Source organism: Streptomyces sichuanensis, assembly GCF_020328095.1.
Lineage (GTDB): Bacteria > Actinomycetota > Actinomycetes > Streptomycetales > Streptomycetaceae > Streptomyces > Streptomyces cinnamoneus.
The window spans coordinates 1-18095 of record NZ_JAIXMK010000018.1 but is presented as its reverse complement, the minus strand read 5'-3'; the positions used below and the strand labels follow the sequence as shown (position 1 = coordinate 18095).

Here is an 18095-nt window from a genome sequence, read left to right as displayed (position 1 = left end):
AGTTTTTACCCACACCCCTTGTCAGGGTGTGCCCCGGGCTGATGAGCTATGGCCGGGACGCAACGAGGCCCCTGGGAAAGGGAGATGTCGTGAGCAACGAAAGCCTGGCCAACCTTCTGAAGGAGGAGCGCCGCTTCGCACCGCCTGCCGACCTGGCCGCGGGGGCCAACGTCACCGCAGACGCGTACGAGCAGGCGAAGGCTGACCGGCTGGGCTTCTGGGCCGCGCAGGCCCGCCGCCTGAGCTGGGAGACCGAGCCGACCGAAACCCTGGACTGGTCGAACCCGCCGTTCGCCAAGTGGTTCGCCGACGGCAAGCTCAACGTGGCGTACAACTGCGTCGACCGCCACGTGGAGAACGGCCTGGGCGACCGGGTCGCCCTGCACTTCGAGGGCGAGCCGGGCGACACCCGCTCGATCACCTACGCCGAGCTGCAGCGCGAGGTCTCCAAGGCCGCCAACGCCCTGACCGAGCTGGGCGTCCAGGCGGGCGACCGGGTCGCCATCTACCTGCCGATGATCCCCGAAGCGGTCGTCTCGATGCTGGCCTGCGCCCGTATCGGCGCCCCGCACTCCCTCGTCTTCGGCGGCTTCTCCGCGGACGCCCTCGCCACCCGCATCAACGACGCAGACGCCCGCGTCGTGATCACCGCCGACGGCGGCTACCGGCGCGGCAAGCCCTCCGCCCTCAAGCCCGCCGTCGACGAGGCCCTCACCCGCCCCGGCACCGAGAACGTCCGCAGCGTCCTCGTCGTCCGCCGCACCGGCCAGGAGGACGTCGCCTGGACCGAGGGCCGCGACGTGTGGTGGCACGACCTGGTCGAGCGCCAGCCGGACCAGCACACCCCCGAGGCGTTCGACGCCGAGCACCCGCTGTTCATCCTCTACACCTCGGGCACCACGGGTAAGCCGAAGGGCATCCTGCACACCACCGGCGGCTACCTCACCCAGGCTTCGTACACCCACCACGCCGTCTTCGACCTCAAGCCCGAGACGGACGTCTTCTGGTGCACGGCCGACGTCGGCTGGGTCACCGGCCACTCCTACATCGTCTACGGCCCGCTGAGCAACGGCGCCACCGAAGTCCTCTACGAGGGCACCCCCGACAGCCCCCACCAGGGCCGCTGGTGGGAGATCGTCCAGAAGTACGGCGTCACGATCCTCTACACCGCCCCCACCGCGATCCGCGCCTGCATGAAGTGGGGCGACGACATCCCCGCCGAGTACGACCTGTCCAGCCTGCGGATCCTGGGCTCGGTCGGCGAGCCCATCAACCCCGAAGCCTGGGTCTGGTACCGCAAGCACATCGGCGCCGACACCACTCCGGTCGTCGACACCTGGTGGCAGACCGAGACCGGCGCCATGATGATCAGCCCGCTGCCCGGGGTGACGGAGACCAAGCCGGGTTCCGCGCAGGTGCCGCTCCCGGGCATCGCCGCCACCGTCGTCGACGACGACGGACACGAGGTGCCCAACGGCTCCGGCGGCTACCTCGTCCTGACCGAGCCGTGGCCGTCCATGCTCCGCACGATCTGGGGCGACGACCAGCGCTACATCGACACCTACTGGTCCCGCTTCGAGAACACCTACTTCGCCGGTGACGGCGCCAAGAAGGACGACGACGGCGACATCTGGCTGCTGGGCCGCGTCGACGACGTCATGCTCGTCTCCGGCCACAACATCTCGACCACCGAGGTGGAGTCCGCGCTCGTCTCGCACCCCAAGGTGGCCGAGGCCGCGGTCGTCGGCGCGACCGACCCGCAGACGACCCAGGCGATCTGCGCGTTCGTCATCCTGCGCAGCGGCGTGGACGCCGATGCCGAGGGCCTTACCGAGGAGCTGCGGGCCCATGTCGCCAAGCAGCTCGGCCCGATCGCCAAGCCCAAGCGCATCCTGCCGGTCGCCGAGCTGCCCAAGACCCGCTCCGGCAAGATCATGCGCCGCCTGCTGCGCGACGTGGCCGAGAACCGCACCCTCGGCGACGTCACGACGCTGACCGACTCCTCGGTCATGGACCTCATCCAGGCGAAGCTCCCCGCCGCCCCCGGCGAGGACTGAACAAGAGGACCGGGCGAAGCAAGCACGAGCTGAGCGGGGGGCGCACAGCGCCCATCAGCGCCCCCGAGCACCCCCGCGACCGCGTCGCATACGAGTCGCACACGAAGGGCACCTGGTCTCCCACCAGGTGCCCTTCACCCGTTCCGGCTAAAGTAAGTACTTGTCGCGTAAAGATCGCGACAAGAATCAAGGGCGCGCCGGGAAGTCTGGTCGGCACACAGGACACGTGTCTGCACACGCGGACACCGTGCAGACAGTCAGCCGAGCCCAGGAGGTCCACCACCGTGGCCGCGCCCAAGAACCACCGTTCCGTCTTCCTCGGCAGGCTCCCGCTTCCCGAACGGAACTACCTCGCGGACGCGCTGCGCACCGAGACCGTCGGCGGCGTGATCCTGCTCGTCGCGGCCGTCGCCGCGCTGCTGTGGGCGAACACCCCCGTGCGCGAGAGTTACGAGACCGTCCGCACCTTCCACATGGGCCCGTCCAGCCTCGGCCTGAACCTCTCCCTGCAGCACTGGGCGGCCGACGGCCTGCTCGCCGTCTTCTTCTTCGTCGCCGGCATCGAGCTCAAGCGCGAGCTCGTCGCGGGCGAGCTGCGCGACCCCAAGGCCGCGGCCCTGCCCGTCGTCGCCGCGATCTGCGGCATGGCTGCCCCCGCACTCGTGTACTTCACCGTCGCCAACAGCGGCAACGGCTCGCTCGCCGGCTGGGCCGTGCCCACCGCCACCGACATCGCCTTCGCGCTGGCCGTCCTCGCCGTCATCGGCACGGCCCTTCCCTCCGCGCTGCGGGCGTTCCTGCTGACCCTGGCGGTCGTCGACGACCTCTTCGCGATCCTGATCATCGCGATCTTCTTCACGTCGAAGCTGAACTTCGCCGCGCTCGGCTTCGCCGTTCTGGGCCTGGCCGTCTTCTGGGTGCTGCTCCGCAAGGGCGTGCGCGGCTGGTACGTCTACGTGCCGCTCGCCGTCGTCAACTGGGCGCTGATGTACAACAGCGGCGTCCACGCCACCATCGCCGGCGTCGCCATGGGCCTGATGTTGCGCTGCACCCGCCGCGACGACGAGCAGCAGTCGCCCGGCGAGCACATCGAGCACCTCGTGCGCCCGCTGTCGGCGGGGCTGGCGGTGCCGCTGTTCGCGCTGTTCTCGGCCGGAGTCGCCGTCACCGGCGGGGCGCTGTCGGAGGTCTTCACCCGGCCCGAGACGCTCGGCGTCGTGCTCGGCCTGGTCGTGGGCAAGGCGGTCGGTGTCTTCGGCGGCACCTGGGCGGCCGCCCGCTTCACCCGGGCGGAGCTTAACCCCGACCTCAAGTGGCCCGACGTCCTGGCCGTCGCCTCACTGGCCGGCATCGGCTTCACGGTCTCCCTGCTCATCGGCGAACTGGCCTTCTCCGACGACGCGGTGCTCGTCGGCGAGATCAAGGCCGCCGTGCTCGTCGGCTCCCTGATCGCGGCGGTCCTCGCCGGCATCCTCCTCAAGTTGCGCGACAACAAGTACAAGAAGCTCTGTGCGGAGGAGGACCGCGACGACGACGAGGACGGCATCCCCGACGTCTACGAGCAGGACGACCCCGAATACCACCTGCGCATGGCCGCCCGGTACGAAGCGAAGGCCGCCGCACACCGCAAATTGGCGCAAGTCGCCTCGGAGCGCACCGCCCGGAGCGACGGTCCGGCATGATCTGAGAGTCTTTACACCTGAGCTGATGACGATGAGGGAGCAGCCGATGAGCGCAGCCGACGACGGCGCGAACCGCAGCCTCGGCCAGCTGGTGGCGACGGCCACCACGGAGCTGTCCGCGCTGGTGCACGACGAGATCGCACTGGCCAAGGCCGAGCTGCGGCAGGACGCGCGACGGCTGGGCATCGGCGGCGGAGCCGTCGCCGCCGCGGGCGTCCTGGCGCTGTTCTCCCTGCCGGTGCTGAGCTTCGCCGCTGCGTACGGCATTCACAACCTCGGTCTCGGCCTCGCCTGGTCGTTCCTCATCACCGGGGGTGCGTTCCTGCTGATCGCGGCCGTGCTCCTGCTGCTGGCGGTCGCCAAGTTCAAGAAGATCAAGAAGCCTGAGAAGTCCATCGCGTCGGCGAAGGAGACGGCGGCCGTGCTCGGCACCGTCAAGCCGCACCCCCGACCGGTGACCGTCACGGGCCCGACGGACGCATCTGTGACACGCTCGTCCGTATGACGGTGCCCGAGACCCCCGCAGCGCCCGCGTCCCCCGAGCCCGGCCGGCCCGTGCCACCGGAGGCAGCGGGCGCCTCGCCGGGGCCGGGGGCCCCTTCGCCCGCCGCGGTCGTCCGGCCGGACGGCCCGTGGACGCACCGGGAGGTCGCGGCGAACGGGGCGCGGTTCCACATCGCCGAGATGGGCGAGGGGCCGCTGGTGCTGCTGTTGCACGGCTTCCCGCAGTTCTGGTGGACGTGGCGGCATCAGCTGCCGGCCCTCGCGGACGCGGGCTTCCGGGCGGTGGCGATGGACCTGCGCGGGGTGGGCGGCAGCGACCGTACACCCCGGGGTTACGACCCGGCGAACCTCGCCCTCGACATCACCGGCGTCGTCCGTTCCCTCGGCGAACCGGACGCCGCACTGGTCGGCCACGACCTGGGCGGCTACTTGGCGTGGACGGCGGCCGTGATGCGGCCCAAGCTGGTGCGCCGGCTCGCGGTGTCCTCGATGCCGCACCCGCGCCGCTGGCGCTCGGCGATGCTCGCCGACCCCAAGCAGAGCGCCGCGAGCGCGCACATCTGGGGCTTCCAGCGGCCGTGGCTGCCCGAGCGGCGGCTGGTCGCCGACGACGCGGCGCTGGTCGGCCGGCTGATCCGCGACTGGTCCGGGCCCCGGCTGCCGGACGACGAGGCGGTCGACGCCTACCGGACGGCCATGTCGATCCCCTCCACGGCGCACTGCTCGATCGAGCCCTACCGCTGGATGGTGCGCTCGCTGGCGCGTCCGGACGGCATCCAGTTCAACCGCCGCATGAAGCGTCCGGTGCGAGTGCCCACGCTCCACCTGCACGGTTCCCTCGATCCGGTGATGCGCACGCGCAGTGCCGCAGGCTCAGGCGAGTACGTGGAGGCCCCTTACCGCTGGCGGCTGTTCGACGGGCTCGGGCACTTCCCGCACGAGGAGGACCCGGCCGCGTTCTCGGCGGAGCTCATCGGCTGGCTGAAGGACCCCGAACCGGACCGGTGAGGGCCGGCAGGGCGGGTTGTCGGCGCAGGCAGGACGCCCCCTCGACGCAGGGGAGCGTCCGCTCAGCGGAGGGGAACGTCCGTTCACCGAACAGCCAATTGCCCGGCGCATAGGCCAATTGCCGGACCCGGAGGCGATTACCGACCTTTGGGCCCGGGCAGAGCTTCAGGTATGGGCTGGACGCACGACTACCGCGATGTGACCGACGTGACTTCGGAGCGCAGCGCCGAGGCCGATACCGCACTGGCGGTGACGGAGGCACCCGCTCCGGGACGACACCGGCCGGAGGCCGGCCCCGACCCCCGGATCGGCATTCCACGGATCATCCGGCGCCGCGCCCGCTGGGTGTCGGCGCGGCTGCGGCACCCCCGCAGCCGCTGACCCACCGCGGCTCGCACGTCCGTACGACCCCGAGAAGGCCCCTGCGCGCCCTCCTGTGCCCGCTGGGGCCCGTCAGAGTGCGCACCCCTGGGTATTGGCCCGGTCCGTCGCCGTGCGCCCGTACGTGGCGTCTTCACGGACCTCGTCCGCGGTGAGGGCGTAGCCGGTGTCCGCGTCGTCGAGGGACTTGGCGAAGACCACTCCGTAGACCTTGCCGTCCGGCGTGAGCAGGGGGCCGCCCGAGTTGCCCTGCCGCACGGTGGCGTAGAGGGAGTAGACGTCGCGGCGGACGTTGCCCCGGTGGTAGATGTCCGGGCCGTTGGCCTGGACGCGGCTGCGGACGCGCGCGGCCCGCACGTCGTACGAGCCGTTCTCCGGGAAGCCCGCGACGATGGCGCTCTTCCCGCTCTCCGCGTCGTCCCCGGCGAACCGCAGGACGGGCGCGTCCAGCGACGGCACGTCGAGGACGGCGATGTCGCGCTTCCAGTCGTAGAGCACCACCTTCGCGTCGTGGAGCCGGCCCTGGCCGCCGATCTGCACGGTGGGCTCGTCCACGCCGCCGACTACGTGCGCGTTGGTCATCACGCGGTGGGGGGCGAACACGAAGCCGGTGCCCTCCAGGACCTTGCCGCAGCTGGGCGCGTTGCCGACGACCTTGACGATGCTGCGCTGGGCGGCCACGGCGACCGGGCTGCCCGCGAGCTCGGGGTCGGGGGCGGGGACGGAGGTGATCGGCTCGTTGGAGAACGGCGCGAAGACCTGCGGGAAGCCGTTCTGCGCGAGGACGGTGCTGAAGTCGGCGAACCAGGTGTTGGCCTGGGAGGGGACCACCCGGGCGACGCCCAGCAGCACCTTGGAGCTGCGGACCTCCTTGCCCAGCGTCGGCAGGGTCGTACCGGCGAGGGCGGAGCCGATCAGCCAGGCGACCAGCAGCATGGCGACGACGTTGACGAGCGCGCCGCCGGTGGCGTCCAGTGCGCGCGCCGGGGACCACGTAATGTGGCGGCGCAGTTTGTTGCCGAGGTGGGTGGTGGCGGCCTGGCCCACGGAGGCGCACAGGATGATGATCGCCACGGCCGCGATGGCCGCGACGGTGCCCGGCTCGGCGTCGTCGGTGGCGCTGTCCCAGATCACGGGCAGCGCGTAGACCGCGGCGAGGCCGCCGCCGAGAAAGCCGATGACCGAGAGCACGCCGACGACGAAGCCCTGGCGATAGCCGACGACCGCGAACCACACGGCGGCGATCAGCAGCACGATGTCCAGCACGTTCACCGAAAGATGCCTCGCATTGCAGTTGTCGTGGCCAGCGGGGGCCACCGTCTCATGCCCGTCAGGGTCGCCCGTCCAGCGGGACCTCACGCTCGCGGTCCCAGGGCCGCTCCCAGCCGGCGTAGTGCAGGATCCGGTCGATCACTCCGGCGGTGAACCCCCACACCAGCGCCGGCCCGACGCGGAAGGCCGGGCCCCGGTGGCCGCTGGGGTGTACGGCCATGGCACGGTTGGCGGGAGCGGTCAGCTCGGCGACGGGGACGGTGAAGACCCGGGCCGTCTCCTGCAGCGAGACGGGAGCGACGGGGCTCGGCTTGCGCCACCAGCCGAGCACGGGCGTCACGACGAACCCGCTGACGGGGATGTAGAGCCGGGGCAGCACGCCGAAGACCTGGACGCCGGAGGGGTCGAGCCCGGTCTCCTCCTCGGCCTCGCGCAGCGCGGCCCGCACCGGTCCGTCGCCCTCCGGGTCACCGTCCTCCGGATCGAGGGCGCCGCCCGGGAAGGACGGCTGGCCCGCGTGCGAGCGCAGGGTGCCGGCCCGTTCGAGCAGCAGGAGCTCGGGGCCCTGCTCGCCCTCGCCGAAGAGGACGAGCACGGCGGACTGGCGACCGCCGGTCTCCGGCGGGAGGAAGCGGCTGAGCTGGTGCGGCTCGACCGTCCCTGCAGCGCGCACCACCGGCTCCAGCCACTCGGGCAGGCCCTCCGTACTGACCGCGATCTCCTTGCCGTACGTGCTGGTCATACGCTTCCCCCGGTCGTCTTCGGCGGCACTGCGGCGGTCTGCGGGCGGTTGCTCTTCGAGAAGGCCGTCGTCGAGCAGACCGTCTTCGAGGAGACGGTCTACGGGCGGACGGCCTGCGGGCTGGCGGCCTTCGGGCTGGCGGTCGGTCACTCGGCTCCCAGCGGGGGCGCGGGCTCGCCCGGGTAGTCCGGCGGCGGCTTGAGCCGCTGGCCCGGCCGGCCGCCCATCTCGTACTTGAGCAGCTTCTTCGCCTTCTCCGGGTCCGTCTCGCCCTCACCGAAGGACGGGCAGAGCGGAGCGATCGGGCACGCGCCACAGGCGGGCCTGCGCGCGTGGCAGACCCGGCGCCCGTGGAAGATCACGCGATGCGAGAGCATCGTCCACTCGCTCTTGGGGAAGAGGGCGCAGACGTCGGCCTCGACCTTCTCCGCGTCCTGCGCGTCCGTCCACTTCCAGCGCCGCACGAGGCGGCCGAAGTGGGTGTCGACCGTGATCCCCGGGACGCCGAAGGCATTGCCCAGGACGACGTTGGCCGTCTTGCGGCCGACGCCGGGAAGCGTGACCAGATCCTGCAGGCGCCCGGGCACCTCGCCGCCGAAGCGGTCGCGCAGGGCGATGGAGAGACCTATGAGGGACTTGGCCTTGGCCCGGAAGAAACCCGTCGGCCGGATCAGCTGCTCCAGCGTCTCGGGGTCGGCCGCCGCCATGTCCTCGGGGGTGGGATAGGCGGCGAAGACGGCGGGCGTGGTCTGGTTGACCCTCAGGTCGGTGGTCTGCGCGGAGAGGACCGTGGCGACCAGGAGCTGGAAGGGATTCTCGAAGTCCAGCTCCGGGTGGGCGTAGTGATAGACCTCGGCGAGCTCACGGTTGATCCGGCGCGCGCGGCGCACCAGCGCGGTCCGTGACTCCCCCGCCGGCGGCTCCGCCGCACCGACGGCTGCACCCTCCGGCGATTTCTTCGCCTTGACAGCTTTTGTCTTCTTCGCCGCGGGGCGTTCGCCCACAGCGGAATTACGAGCCGCGGTCACCCTCCCGGCCCCCTTGCCCTGTGCTCTCACCGGCGTATTGGACACCCGGCCAGACTAAAGCCCAGCACTGACATCCGCCCCGGCCGCAGGAAAACCACAGCCCAATCGGACCCCTGCCGTAGGGCTCCGGGCGACGATGCGCCACACTTGTGTTTGATCACACAGTTTTACCGACGGGCATCATGGAGATCACGGTCCCCTGTGCATGTCGACAAGGAGAGAACTCGTGGACGACGTTCTGCGGCGCGCCCCGCTTTTCGCGGCGCTCGATGACGAGCAGGCCGCTGAGCTGCGCGCCTCCATGGGCGAGGTGACGCTCGCGAGGGGCGACGCCCTGTTCCACGAAGGCGACCCGGGCGACCGCCTCTACGTGGTGACCGAGGGCAAGGTGAAGCTCCACCGCACCTCCCCCGACGGCCGCGAGAACATGCTGGCGGTGCTCGGCCCCGGTGAGCTCATCGGCGAGCTGTCGCTCTTCGACCCCGGACCGCGCACGGCGACCGCCACCGCGCTCACCGAGGTCAAGCTGCTCGGCCTCGGTCACGGCGACCTCCAGCCCTGGCTCAACGCCCGCCCGGAGGTGGCCACCGCTCTGCTGCGCGCCGTCGCACGCCGGCTGCGCCGCACCAACGACTCGATGTCGGACCTCGTCTTCTCCGACGTCCCCGGCCGTGTCGCCAAGGCCCTGCTGGACCTGTCCCGCCGCTTCGGCGTCCAGTCCGAAGAGGGCATCCACGTCGTGCACGACCTCACGCAGGAGGAGCTCGCCCAGCTGGTCGGCGCCTCCCGCGAGACCGTCAACAAGGCCCTCGCGGACTTCGCGGGCCGCGGCTGGCTCCGCCTGGAGGCCCGCGCCGTGATCCTGCTGGACGTCGAGCGGCTCGCCAAGCGCTCCCGCTGAACCGGCTGGACCGCCTGCGTCCGGAGCCCCGCCGCGCACCCGCGCGGCGGGGCTCTCGCATGCCCGCCCCGAACCGTGGCCGACGCCGTACCCCGGCTCCGATCTCGGCTCCGGATCCGGCTCCGGTCATCAGCCGTTGCCCGCGCCCGACGAGACCGGCCCCGGCTCAGATCAGGCCGTGCTCCTCCAGGTAGTCCAGCTGCGCCCGCACCGACAGCTCTGCCGCCGGCCACAGGGCTCGGTCGACGTCCGCGTAGACGGCCGCCACGACCTCGGGCGCCGTGCGGTGGCCGTTCTCGACGGCCGTCTCGACCTGGGCGAGGCGCTTGGCGCGGTGGGCGAGGTAGAACTCGACGGCGCCCCGGGCGTCGTCCAGCACCGGCCCGTGCCCGGGCAGCACCACCTGCACGCCCTCTTCGACCGTCAGCGCGCGCAGCCGGCGCAGGGAGTCGAGGTAGTCGCCGAGCCGGCCGTCGGGGTGCGCGACGATCGTGGTGCCGCGCCCCAGCACGGTGTCGCCGCTGAGCACCGCACCGTCCGCCGGAAGGTGGAAGCAGAGGGAATCGGCGGTGTGCCCGGGCGTGGAGATCACGTGGAGCTCCAGACCGCCGGTGGTGATCACGTCCCCCACGCCGAGCCCTTCGCCGCCCAGCCGCAGCGCCGGGTCCAGCGCGCGCACGTGCGTACCCGTCAGCTCGGCGAAGCGCGCGGCGCCATCGCTGTGGTCGGCGTGACCGTGGGTGAGGAGGGTCAGGGCGACGCGCTTGCCCGCCGCTTCCGCCGTGGCGATGACCTCGCGCAGATGGCCCTCGTCCAGCGGCCCCGGGTCGACCACGACGGCCAGGTCGGAGTCCGGCTCGGCCAGGATCCAGGTGTTGGTGCCCTCCAGCGTCATCGCGGACGGGTTGGGCGCGAGCACGCACGTCGCCCGGGCGGTCGCCGGGCCGCCGGCAGCACCCTGCCGCGGCCGTCCGGGGAGGTCGGTGGGGTACGTCATGCGTCGGCTCCCTCGGGTCCTGAGGTTCCGGAACGTCCGGAGACGATGTGCCGGTCGGTCTGTGGGTCGTTCTGTGGGTCGGTCTGCCGGCCGGCCTGCAGACCGCTCTGCTGCTCGGTCTGCTGGTCGATGCGCTTGGTGAACTCCTCGTGCCCCGGCCAGCTCAGCACGATCTCTTCCCCGACGAGCCGCGCCTGAGCCAGTACGGGCGTGAGATCCCGCTCACCCGAGGCCGCCAGGGTGTCGGCCGGAGTGGCGTACGGCAGCAGCGAACGCAGTGTGGAGATGGTCGGCGGCATCATCAGCAGGTCGCCCCGGTCGTAGCCGGCGGCCGCCTCGGCCGGAGCGGTCCAGACCGTACGGTCCGCCTCGGTGGAGGCGTTGCGGGTGCGCTGGCCCTCGGGCAGGGCGGCGACGAAGAACCAGGTGTCGTAGCGACGCGGCTCGAACTCGGGCGTGATCCAGCGCGCCCACGGGCCCAGGAGGTCGCTGCGCAGCAGCAGGCCGCGCCGTTCGAGGAAGTCCGCGAAGGACAGCTCGCGGCTGACGAGCGCGGCCCGGTCGGCCTCCCACTCGTCCCCGGTGGTGTCCGCGACGACCGTGTCCGGCGTCCGGCCGGCCAGCAGGACGCCCGCCTCCTCGAAGGTCTCGCGGACGGCCGCGCAGACGATGGCCTGCGCGGTGGCGGCGTCGGTGCCCAGACGGGCCGCCCAGTCCGCGCGCGAGGGACCCGACCAGGGCACGTCGCGCTCGTCGCGCGGATCCACCGAACCGCCCGGATACGCGTACGCGCCCCCGGCGAAAGCCATGGAGGCGCGTCTGCGCAGCATGTGAACGGCGAGCCCGTCGCCGCCGGCGCGCAGCAGCAGAACGGTCGCGGCGCGGCGGGGCGCCACTGGCCGGAGCTCGCCGCGGGAGAGCGCTCTGATCCGGTCCGGCCACTCCGCCGGATACCACTGGCCGTTCGAAGTCGACATGGCCGGATGCTATGCGCTCGCGCGCGGATGTTCGAGAGGACGCAGCTCGCAGCCCCGCCCTCCGGGCCGGCCAGGAGCCCCGGCCCCGTCACGAGCCGGAACCACCGGAGCCGGCCACTGTGCGGCCCCGTCACGAGCCGGAATCACTACCCGGCCCCGTCACAGACCCCGGCGCAGGCCCGCCACCGACCCGTGGTCGTCAGTCCCGGACCTCGACCAGGACCTCGACCTCGACCGGTGCGTCCAGCGGCAGCACGGCCACGCCCACGGCCGAGCGGGCGTGCACGCCCTTCTCGCCCAGGACCTCGCCCAGCAGCTCGCTCGCGCCGTTCAGAACGCCCGGATGGCCGGTGAAGTCCGGCGCGGAGGCCACGAAGCCGACGACCTTCACGACCCGCACGATCTTGTCGAGGTCACCGATGACGGACTTCACCGCGGCCAGGGCGTTGAGGGCGCAGACGGCCGCCAGCTCCTTGGCCTGCTCGGGACTGACCTCGGCACCGACCTTGCCGGTGGCCGGAACCGCACCCTTGACCATCGGCAGCTGGCCGGCGGTGTAGACGTACGCGCCGGTGCGCACGGCCGGCTGGTAGGCGGCCAGCGGAGGAACGACCTCCGGCAGGGTCAGCCCCAGCTCGGCGAGCTTGGCCTCGACCGCGCTCACGCCTTCTCCCGCTTGAGGTAGGCCACCAGCTGCTCGGGGTTGTTGGGACCCGGCACGACCTGGACGAGCTCCCAGCCGTCCTCGCCCCAGGTGTCCAGAATCTGCTTGGTCGCGTGCACGAGAAGCGGCACGGTCGCGTATTCCCACTTGGTCATGGCCCGACTGTAATGCCTCATACCGACAGCCTCGTGCGTAGCCCGCGCGGCGACTGGTTAGGCTCCGCTGCATGAGCAGGCTCCATGTCGTCAGCGGCAAGGGCGGTACTGGCAAGACCACGGTCGCCGCGGCCCTCGCGCTTTCCCTCGCAGCAGAGGGGAAGCGCACTCTGCTGGTCGAGGTCGAAGGCCGGCAGGGCATCGCGCAGCTCTTCGAGACGGAGGCGCTGCCCTACGAGGAGCGGAAGATCGCGGTGGCGCCGGGCGGTGGCGAGGTGTTCGCGCTCGCCATCGACGCCGAGCAGGCACTCCTCGACTACCTCCAGATGTTCTACAAGCTCGGCAGCGCCGGGCGGGCGCTGAGAAAGATCGGCGCGATCGACTTCGCGACGACCATTGCGCCGGGCCTGCGGGACGTCCTGCTGACCGGCAAGGCGTGCGAGGCGGTGCGCAGGAAGGACCGCACGGGCCGCTTCGTCTACGACCACGTCGTCATGGACGCACCGCCCACGGGCCGGGTCACGCGCTTCCTCAACGTCAACGACGAGGTGGCCGGGCTGGCCCGCATCGGGCCCATCCACAACCAGGCGCAGGCCGTCATGCGGGTGCTCAAGTCGCCCGAGACGGCAGTGCACTTCGTCACGCTGCTGGAGGAGATGCCCGTCCAGGAGACCTCCGACGGCATCGCGGAGCTGCGCGCGGCGGGGCTGCCGGTGGGCGGCGTCGTCATCAACATGGTGCGGCCCCCGGTCCTCGACGACGCGGCCGTGGAGGCGGCCGCGAACGGGCGGCGCGAGGAGGTCGCGCGCGCCCTCTCGCACACCCTGGAGCGCACAGGCTCCGGCAGCAGGGGGCGCACGGGCTTCGCGGAGCCGCTCGTCGAGCCCCTGCTGCAGCAGGCGCGCGAGCACACCGAGCGGCTCGCGCTGGAGCAGCGCGGCCGCGCCGACGTGGCGCGGCTCGGCCTGCCCACCTACGAACTTCAGCTGCTCGGCGACGGCGTCGACCTGGCGGGTCTCTACCGCATGGCGCGCGAACTGCGGAAGCAAGGAGTGGCAGGGTGAGCCTGGATTCGGCAGCACGGCTGGAGATGGACCCGGTCCTGGACGATCCGCGCACCCGCATCGTGGTGTGCTGCGGCTCGGGCGGCGTCGGGAAGACCACGACCGCGGCCGCCCTGGGCCTGCGGGCCGCCGAGCGCGGCCGGAAGGTCGTCGTCCTGACCATCGACCCGGCACGCCGGCTCGCACAGTCGATGGGGATCGACGAGCTCGACAACGTGCCGCGCCGGGTCCCGGGCATCGACGACTCCGCGGGCGGTGAACTGCACGCGATGATGCTCGACATGAAGCGGACCTTCGACGAGATAGTCGAGGCGCATGCCGACAAGGAGCGCGCCCGGGCGATCCTGGAGAACCCCTTCTACCAGTCCTTGTCGGCCGGTTTCGCCGGCACGCAGGAGTACATGGCCATGGAGAAGCTCGGCCAGCTCCGCGCCCGCGACGACTGGGACCTCATCGTCGTGGACACCCCGCCGAGCCGTTCGGCACTGGACTTCCTGGACGCGCCGAACCGCCTGGGGTCGTTCCTCGACGGAAAGTTCATCAAGGTGCTGATGGCGCCGGCGAAGCTCGGCGGCCGGGCCGGGATGAAGTTCCTGGGCGTCGGCATGTCCGTGATGAGCGGGCCCCTCAACAAACTGATGGGCGGGCAGCTCCTGCGCGACGTACAGACGTTCGTCGCCGCGATGGACACCATGTTCGGCGGCTTCCGTACCCGTGCCGACGCGACCTACCGGCTGCTGCAGGCGCCGGGGACGGCCTTCGTGGTCGTCGCGGCGCCCGAGCGGGACGCCCTGCGGGAGGCCGCGTACTTCGTGGAACGGCTGGCGGCGGAACGGATGCCGCTGGCCGGGCTCGTACTGAACCGGGTGCACGGCAGCGGGGCGGCGCGGCTCTCGGCGGAACGGGCACTGGCCGCCGCCGAGGCGCTCGCGGGCGGATCGTCCGAATACGCAGAAAATCTTGACGGCGACGGCATTGTGGATCGTGACAGCGGGCAGGCTGGCTCACGTACCGCTGACGACCCTGGCACCCTCACTCCCACGGACACGTCCTCTCCCGAGAGCGGCTTCCCCCAGCCCGCGTCCTCAGGAGCGAACGCCCCGGGCGCCTCGGCGGGACAATCCCCGGAACGGCTCGCCGCCGGGCTGTTGCGACTGCACGCCGAGCGCATGCAGGTGCTCGCGCGCGAGCAGCGCACGCGCGACCGCTTCACTGCTCTGCACCCCGAGGTGCCGGTGGCGGAAGTGGCCGCGCTGCCCGGCGATGTGCACGACTTGGCGGGACTGCGGGCCATCGGCGAGCGGCTCGCCACCCGGACGAACCCGGACGGGCCGCAGGCGGAGGTACCACGGCAGCACGAGCGGCACGAGAAGCACGACGGACAGCACGGCGGGCAGCAGGACGGGCACCAAGGCGTGCAGTACGAGCGCTACGAGGCGCCGTAAGTCACAGCCGCGCCCTCGGCGGCATCCAGCGGCGCGTGCGACGGCACGCGGCGGCTCGCAACGGCATGCGGCAACGTAGGGAGACGGCCCGGGGGACGGCCCCGGCGGGGAGCCGAAGGCGTCGGCCGGCGGTGCGCTCTACCCGACCGCGGCGTAGTCGTCGTACTCCGGCTCGCCCAGCGGCAGGATTCCGGCGCCGCGCTCGTATTCCGTACGCGCCGTCTCCAGGAGCCTGCGCCATGAGGTGACCGTGGGCCTGCGGCGCAGCAGGGCCCGCCGCTCGCGCTCGGTCATCCCGCCCCACACGCCGAACTCGACGCGGTTGTCCAGCGCATCGGCCAGACACTCGGTACGCACCGGGCAGCCTGTGCAGACCGCCTTCGCCCTGTTCTGCGCTGCGCCCTGAACGAATAGTTCATCCGGATCGGTAGTGCGGCAGGCGGCCTGCGCACTCCAGTCGGTTACCCAGCCCATGCTGGCGCCGTCCTCTCCCGAATCGAGGCTCCCCCACGGCGGCAGCGGCATATTCACCGTTGCCAGTTGAGGACGTTACGGAAGGCAGGCAGGGGGCAACACCCCCTTCGGGCCCAATCTTGAATGGCCCGAACGGACTATGCGTACGCGGCAGATCACCCAACGGAGTGAGCTGACGACATTACGGACTTTCCCCACCCCATCGGGGCGTTTCGCCCGCGTCGCTCCGGGCAGCCGATGACAGAGGCGGCAATACGGACACGTCTCATCACTCACAAGAGTGAAGTCAGAAGTGATGCGGAACCGCACCTCAGTGACTGGCGTGAAACAGCGTAGGCGAACACACCTGCGTCTGTCCGCCGAATGAGAACGTAGGCTTCGCTCCATGGCTATGAAAGGCTCGGGCGAGGGTCCCACCGTGACCCGGCAGGCCGCGAAGTTCCTCGGCGTCAGCGTGCTCTCCGGAGTCGTCCTGGCGGGTCTGGCCCTACCGGGCATCGGCGCGTTCGGCCTGGTGGCCAAGGGCACCGTCGAAGGCTTCGACGAGGTCCCCGCCAACCTCAAGACACCACCGCTCAGCCAGCGCACCACCATCCTCGACTCCGAGGGCGGCGAGATCGCCAAGGTCTACTCCCGCGACCGCACGGTGGTGCCGCTGAAGGACATCTCCCCGTACATGCGTCAGGCGATCGTCGACATCGAGGACTCGCGCTACTACGAACACGGCGCGATCGACCTCAAGGGCGTGCTCCGCGCGGTCAACAAGAACGCCCAGTCCGGCGGCGTCTCGGAAGGCGCCTCCACCCTCACCCAGCAGTACGTCAAGAACGTCTTCGTCGAGGAGGCGGGTGACGACCCCGGCAAGGTCGCGGTGGCCACTCAGCAGACCATAGGCCGCAAGGTCAAGGAGCTGAAGTACGCCATCCAGGTCGAGAAGGAGCTCGGCAAGGACCGGATTCTCAATAACTATCTGAACATCACTTTCTTCGGGCAGCAGGCGTACGGCATCGAGGCCGCCTCCCAGCGCTACTTCAGCAAGCACGCCAAGGACCTCACCCTCGGCGAGTCCGCGATGATGGCCGGCCTGGTCCAGTCGCCCAGCCGCTACGACCCGGTCAACGCGCCCAAGGAGGCCACCAAGCGGCGCAACACCGTGCTGCAGCGCATGGCCGAGCTGAAGCACATCACCCCGGCCGAGGCGGCCGCCGAGCAGGCCAAGCCGCTGAAGCTGAACGTCAGCAGGCCCAAGAGCGGCTGCATCACGGCCGTCAACGGCGCCGGCTTCTTCTGCGACTACGTCCGCGAGACCTTCCTCAACGACCCGGTCTTCGGCAAGACGAAGGAAGCGCGGGCCAAGCGCTGGAACGAGGGCGGCATGACGATCCGCACCACCCTCGATCCGCAGACGCAGAAGTCCGTCCAGAAGTCCATCAGCGACCACGTCTACCAGGACGACAAGGTGGCCACCGCCATCTCGATCGTCCAGCCGGGCAGCGGCAAGATCCTCGGCATGGGCCAGTCCCGTCCGTACGGCTTCGGTCAGTACCAGACGCAGATCAACCTCTCCGCCGACAAGGGGATGGGCGGCTCGAACTACGGCTTCCAGGTCGGTTCGACCTTCAAGCCGATCGTGGCGGCGGCCGCCCTGGAGCAGGGCGTCTCGCCGTACAAGAGCTACTCCTCGCCCTTCCGGATGCCGTATCCGGAGGAGGTGGAGACCTGCGGCAAGCCGTGGAAGAACAGCGTCGGCAACACCGTCCAGAACGAGAACCGCAGCGAGGTCGGCCCGTACGGGATGCGGGAGGCGACCGCGAAGTCGGTCAACACCTACTTCGTGCAGCTCGTCGAGGACATCGGCCTCTGCCCGGTGGTCAAGATGGCGGAGAAGATGGGCATGGACCCGGCCTCCGGCAGCAAGATGAAGCAGCTTCCGTCGCTCACGCTCGGCGGCTCGGACGGCATGTCCCCGCTCACCATGGCCTCCGCCTACGCGACGTTCGCCAACCGCGGCACCTACTGCACCCCGGTGATCGTCGAGTCGGCGACCGGCCCCGACGGCAAGGCGCTGCGGGTGCCGAAGACGAAGTGCTCGCGGGCGATGTCCGAGCAGACGGCCGACACCGTCAACGCCCTGCTGCAGGGTGTCGTCGAGGACGGTACGGGCAAGGAGGCCGGGCTCAGCGGCCGCGACAGCGCGGGCAAGACGGGTACGACGGACGAGCGGCGTGCCGCCTGGTTCGTCGGCTACACCCCGAACCTGGCCGGCGCGGTCTGGGTCGGCGGCCCCGGCGACAAGGTCGAGATGGAGAACATCACCATCGGCGGCGTCTACCACGACAAGGTCTACGGCGCCGACACCCCCGGACCCATCTGGCGTGACGCCATGTCGGGTGCGCTCGAAGGCCACGAGGCGCCGTCCTTCGACGGCTCCCCCGTCGCCGGTGCCGACAAGGGATCGGGCAACAAGGGCGACAAGCCCGGCCGCAACCCGCGCAAGCCGGGCACGAACAAGCCCGGTACGAACAAGCCGGGCGGCAACACCAAGCCGGGCAACACCAAGCCCGGCAACAAGCCCGACGCCGCCCTGCCCGACGCGGGGACGCCGGGCGGCATCATCCCGCCGGGCCTCATCGGCGGAACGGAGGGCGTGGTCCGCGAGGACGGGCAGCAGTAGCGGGGGGAACGGGAAGGACGCGGAGAGAGTAGAGAGCGGAGAGGGGCGCCCGGACCGATACGGTCCGGGC

17 protein-coding genes are annotated in these 18095 nt (G+C 71.1%); 9 read left to right on the top strand and 8 right to left on the bottom strand.

Annotated features, from left to right (window positions below):
* Positions 1–89 precede the first annotated feature (89 nt).
* The 5 genes from acs to LE181_RS08675 all read left to right on the top strand — a co-directional run bounded on the left by acs (position 90) and on the right by LE181_RS08675 (position 5632).
* Positions 90–2057 (top strand): acetate--CoA ligase, encoded by a 1968-nt coding sequence (gene acs / locus LE181_RS08695; protein WP_225660617.1) that lies wholly within the window; start codon positions 90–92, stop codon positions 2055–2057.
* A 284-nt stretch (positions 2058–2341) separates the two neighbouring features.
* Positions 2342–3739 (top strand): Na+/H+ antiporter NhaA, encoded by a 1398-nt coding sequence (gene nhaA / locus LE181_RS08690; RefSeq protein WP_225660616.1) that lies wholly within the window; start codon positions 2342–2344, stop codon positions 3737–3739.
* Positions 3740–3785: 46 nt separating this feature from the next.
* Positions 3786–4244 (top strand): phage holin family protein, encoded by a 459-nt coding sequence (locus tag LE181_RS08685; RefSeq protein WP_225660615.1) that lies wholly within the window; start codon positions 3786–3788, stop codon positions 4242–4244.
* Complete coding sequence (locus LE181_RS08680) at positions 4241–5251, top strand: alpha/beta fold hydrolase (RefSeq protein WP_225660614.1); 1011 nt, start codon at positions 4241–4243, stop codon at positions 5249–5251. The genes LE181_RS08685 and LE181_RS08680 overlap by 4 nt, the downstream gene beginning before the upstream one ends.
* 171 nt (positions 5252–5422) lie before the next feature.
* Entirely contained in the window at positions 5423–5632 is a 210-nt protein-coding gene (locus tag LE181_RS08675) for a hypothetical protein (protein ID WP_225660613.1), read from the top strand.
* A 72-nt stretch (positions 5633–5704) separates the two neighbouring features.
* On the opposite strand, the gene LE181_RS08670 is transcribed toward LE181_RS08675, so the two are convergent.
* The 3 genes from LE181_RS08670 to nth all read right to left on the bottom strand — a co-directional run bounded on the left by LE181_RS08670 (position 5705) and on the right by nth (position 8650).
* Positions 5705–6904 carry a MarP family serine protease gene (locus tag LE181_RS08670; RefSeq protein WP_190108018.1) on the bottom strand — a complete coding sequence of 400 codons (1200 nt, stop codon included), beginning with the start codon at positions 6902–6904 and terminating at the stop codon, positions 5705–5707.
* A gap of 58 nt (positions 6905–6962) precedes the next feature.
* A complete protein-coding gene (locus LE181_RS08665) occupies positions 6963–7646 on the bottom strand; it encodes an NUDIX hydrolase (protein WP_225660612.1) in 684 nt (227 codons plus the stop codon).
* Between the two features lie 146 nt (positions 7647–7792).
* A complete protein-coding gene (gene nth / locus LE181_RS08660) occupies positions 7793–8650 on the bottom strand; it encodes an endonuclease III (RefSeq protein WP_372458289.1) in 858 nt (285 codons plus the stop codon).
* A 250-nt stretch (positions 8651–8900) separates the two neighbouring features.
* Between nth and LE181_RS08655 the strand changes: the two genes are divergently transcribed.
* On the top strand, positions 8901–9575 hold the full coding sequence (locus LE181_RS08655; RefSeq protein ID WP_004939715.1) for a Crp/Fnr family transcriptional regulator: 675 nt from the start codon (positions 8901–8903) through the stop codon (positions 9573–9575).
* 166 nt (positions 9576–9741) lie between these two features.
* Here LE181_RS08655 and LE181_RS08650 read toward each other — a convergent pair whose 3' ends face one another.
* The 4 genes from LE181_RS08650 to sp36 form a co-directional block, all read right to left on the bottom strand.
* Positions 9742–10572 (bottom strand): MBL fold metallo-hydrolase, encoded by an 831-nt coding sequence (locus LE181_RS08650; protein WP_225660611.1) that lies wholly within the window; start codon positions 10570–10572, stop codon positions 9742–9744.
* Positions 10569–11549, bottom strand: coding sequence for an NUDIX hydrolase (locus tag LE181_RS08645; RefSeq protein WP_225660610.1), 981 nt, complete (start codon positions 11547–11549; stop codon positions 10569–10571). The genes LE181_RS08650 and LE181_RS08645 overlap by 4 nt, the downstream gene beginning before the upstream one ends.
* Before the next feature lie 199 nt (positions 11550–11748).
* Positions 11749–12213 carry a RidA family protein gene (locus tag LE181_RS08640; protein ID WP_225660609.1) on the bottom strand — a complete coding sequence of 155 codons (465 nt, stop codon included), beginning with the start codon at positions 12211–12213 and terminating at the stop codon, positions 11749–11751.
* The gene (sp36, locus tag LE181_RS08635) at positions 12210–12368 is read right to left on the bottom strand and encodes a Sp36 family protein (protein WP_003967454.1); all 159 of its coding nucleotides are present in this window, start codon (positions 12366–12368) and stop codon (positions 12210–12212) included. Before sp36 ends, LE181_RS08640 begins: the two co-directional genes overlap by 4 nt.
* A gap of 71 nt (positions 12369–12439) precedes the next feature.
* On the opposite strand from sp36, the gene bagA reads away from it, so the two are divergent.
* The gene (bagA, locus tag LE181_RS08630) at positions 12440–13432 is read left to right on the top strand and encodes an ATPase BagA (protein ID WP_225660608.1); all 993 of its coding nucleotides are present in this window, start codon (positions 12440–12442) and stop codon (positions 13430–13432) included.
* A 26-nt stretch (positions 13433–13458) separates the two neighbouring features.
* The gene (gene bagB, locus LE181_RS08625; RefSeq protein ID WP_225660719.1) at positions 13459–14877 is read left to right on the top strand and encodes an ATPase BagB; all 1419 of its coding nucleotides are present in this window, start codon (positions 13459–13461) and stop codon (positions 14875–14877) included.
* Between the two features lie 138 nt (positions 14878–15015).
* Here bagB and LE181_RS08620 read toward each other — a convergent pair whose 3' ends face one another.
* Positions 15016–15351, bottom strand: coding sequence for a WhiB family transcriptional regulator (locus LE181_RS08620; RefSeq protein ID WP_225660718.1), 336 nt, complete (start codon positions 15349–15351; stop codon positions 15016–15018).
* A 385-nt stretch (positions 15352–15736) separates the two neighbouring features.
* Here LE181_RS08620 and LE181_RS08615 point away from each other — a divergent pair, with 385 nt between their 5' ends.
* A complete protein-coding gene (locus tag LE181_RS08615) occupies positions 15737–18025 on the top strand; it encodes a transglycosylase domain-containing protein (protein WP_225660607.1) in 2289 nt (762 codons plus the stop codon).
* Positions 18026–18095: the final 70 nt, after the last annotated feature.

Excerpts from the sequence above, each read along its gene's own strand:
- LE181_RS08645 (WP_225660610.1), bottom strand. The coding sequence starts at position 11,549 with ATGTCGACTTCGAACGGCCAGTGGTATCCGGCGGAGTGGCCGGACCGG.
- LE181_RS08620 (WP_225660718.1), bottom strand. The coding sequence starts at position 15,351 with ATGGGCTGGGTAACCGACTGGAGTGCGCAGGCCGCCTGCCGCACTACC.
- bagB (WP_225660719.1), top strand. The coding sequence starts at position 13,459 with ATGGACCCGGTCCTGGACGATCCGCGCACCCGCATCGTGGTGTGCTGC.
- LE181_RS08680 (WP_225660614.1), top strand. The coding sequence starts at position 4,241 with ATGACGGTGCCCGAGACCCCCGCAGCGCCCGCGTCCCCCGAGCCCGGC.
- bagA (WP_225660608.1), top strand. The coding sequence starts at position 12,440 with ATGAGCAGGCTCCATGTCGTCAGCGGCAAGGGCGGTACTGGCAAGACC.
- LE181_RS08685 (WP_225660615.1), top strand. The coding sequence starts at position 3,786 with ATGAGCGCAGCCGACGACGGCGCGAACCGCAGCCTCGGCCAGCTGGTG.
- LE181_RS08615 (WP_225660607.1), top strand. The coding sequence starts at position 15,737 with ATGGCTATGAAAGGCTCGGGCGAGGGTCCCACCGTGACCCGGCAGGCC.
- LE181_RS08650 (WP_225660611.1), bottom strand. The coding sequence starts at position 10,572 with ATGACGTACCCCACCGACCTCCCCGGACGGCCGCGGCAGGGTGCTGCC.
- sp36 (WP_003967454.1), bottom strand. The coding sequence starts at position 12,368 with ATGACCAAGTGGGAATACGCGACCGTGCCGCTTCTCGTGCACGCGACC.
- LE181_RS08675 (WP_225660613.1), top strand. The coding sequence starts at position 5,423 with ATGGGCTGGACGCACGACTACCGCGATGTGACCGACGTGACTTCGGAG.
- LE181_RS08665 (WP_225660612.1), bottom strand. The coding sequence starts at position 7,646 with ATGACCAGCACGTACGGCAAGGAGATCGCGGTCAGTACGGAGGGCCTG.